Source organism: bacterium (assembly GCA_024224155.1).
In the GTDB taxonomy this organism is placed as follows: Bacteria; Acidobacteriota; Thermoanaerobaculia; order Multivoradales; family JAHEKO01; genus CALZIK01.
Genome location: JAAENP010000010.1, coordinates 1 through 1,987, shown reverse-complemented (window position 1 = coordinate 1,987; position 1,987 = coordinate 1). Strand labels below are relative to the sequence as shown.

The 1,987-nt window shown below is 63.3% G+C and carries 1 protein-coding gene and 1 pseudogene; both read right to left on the bottom strand.

Annotated features, from left to right (window positions below; all coding sequences use genetic code 11):
• Nucleotides 1-472 precede the first annotated feature (472 nt).
• Nucleotides 473-1,654 (bottom strand): annotated as a pseudogene (locus tag GY769_00940) (transposase).
• Nucleotides 1,655-1,705: 51 nt separating this feature from the next.
• Nucleotides 1,706-1,987, bottom strand: a 282-nt coding sequence (locus tag GY769_00935; protein ID MCP4200482.1) for a DUF2817 domain-containing protein, incomplete at its 5' end; no start/stop codon positions are given.

Here is a 1,987-nt window from a genome sequence, read left to right as displayed (position 1 = left end):
GGGCGCATTCGGGCTCGTCAGATACAACGGACAATCCCCAACCCAGGGATCGAACAGGCCGCACCGCTTCAGGTACTCGCCGAAAAACGCCGGCTGACCCATCGGGCCCACCGACGCCTCCGGATCCCACTCAACGTGAACCCGGCTCGAAAAAGCCTCAACGGCAAGATCTCGCCGATCGCAAAGATCATCTACCGTCGCGAGCTCACCCAGCGGGGGAACACTCTAATCGAAAAACGGAGTCGCCATGCCATAGGATATCAACGGCTTCGTCGCATTGGCAGAGCTCTAACAGCCCGTTGAATAAGTGGCTCTTTGGGAGCTGTCACTCCCGAATGAGAAGAATGGCCCAGATCAGGAACGCGGCGGCAAGAATCGTCAGGCCGCTTCCCGGGCCGCCCTGAGCCGTCACCATGGCCCCGATGGGCACGAGCAGCAGGAAAATACCGCCGTATCGGCCCGCCACGGCCTCCCGAGGGGTGCCGGCGCCGATGAGTTGGCGCATCAGCAAGGATAGGTTGTGACCGGCGACGTGGAGCAGGTATCGCTTGTGCGCGTTCGCCCGCCCGCGCAGCCAAGTCCGGCGCAGGCCACCGCGGTCCAGGATGTGGGCAAAGGAGCGCTCGACGATCTCCGCGCGCAGCTTGAAGCCCGCGCGGGCAACCCCGGACTTGAGCCGAGCGCGGTTGTTGGTGACCGCGCGCCGCGCCGCCTCGTCGCCGCGCCAGTTGGGCCGGCCCTTCTGCTTGGGCTCGGCGATCCGGGTCTTCCAGGGACCATCGTCCAAGGCCTTCAAGACCGCCCGGGAGTGATAGCCCTTGTCGGCCACGCATTCGGCCGGATCTTCCGGCGTCGGGCCGACGCCGAGGGCTTCGAGCTTCTCTTTCGCCACTGCCAGGGTCTTCTCGAGGGTCTTGGTATCGCCTTGGTCGGCCAGGTGGAGCTCGGCCGCCAACACCGCGCCGCTGTCGAGATCGACCGCATGCTCGGGCTTGTAGGCCAACTGCGTGGTGCCGTCCTTCATCTTGGCGATGCGCGCATCGGGATCGCTCTTGGAAACCCAGTCTGCGTTGGAAAGCTTCTTTCCCTTGCGCGTGCGGTCGATGCGGATGAGATCTTCCGCCGTCGGCGTCTCGATCCCGCTCTCCTCGGCCAGCCGCTTCAGCATCTCGCGATAACCCTCGCCCGTGTCGCGCCGCACGATGTTTCGAAGCGCCGCGTCGGCCTCCATCGTCGAGCCATCCACCCCAAGGCGATCGCCTTGCACCAAGCCGGCCTCGGCGATCAAGGCCAGGACCCAGTCGAACACCGACGCGTGCACCTCGTGGGGCAGCCGCGTGCGGGTCCGCGAAAGCCACGAATGGTCCGGCACACGATCACGGCTCCCGAGCCGCAGGAACTCCCGCAGCGAAAGCGAATCCGAGCAGCGCCACTCCAGCCCGCGCTCCGAGGCGATGCCCTCGAAATAACCCACCAGATGCATGCGGAAGTAACGCCCCGGCGGCACCGAGGGCGCACCCATCTTAGCCGCGTAATAGGGCGCGCACGCCGTCTCGGCAAAACCGTCGAAACCACCCTCGTGCAGAACCCGCTGCAGGCGATCGTAAAACACATGTCCCGGCGAGCGCGGCATCTCAGCCCAGCCCACCATCAAGTCACCCTGACGATCCTTCTGAAATCCCATCGCCATCGGCGAAACCCCCGGCTAAATCACAACACCAAAGAATCGGATCAGGCCGCTTCTGTCCAGTGCAGACTTCGTCAACGGGCTGCTAGGGGCGATGGCATTGGCCAAAGCATCATAGTTCGAGTTTTCCGAATAAGGTTTGGAGTGATCCACGAAGTTGCGATTTAAATCAACGTTGTCCTCATCGGCTCGCCTTAAATGAGCGAAGCCATAGGGGTTGAGAGCGTGGACAATAACGACGCGCTGATCAGCCTTGAGCCATGAAGTCAAGCCGTTACGCAACAGCCCTGTCTGAATGCC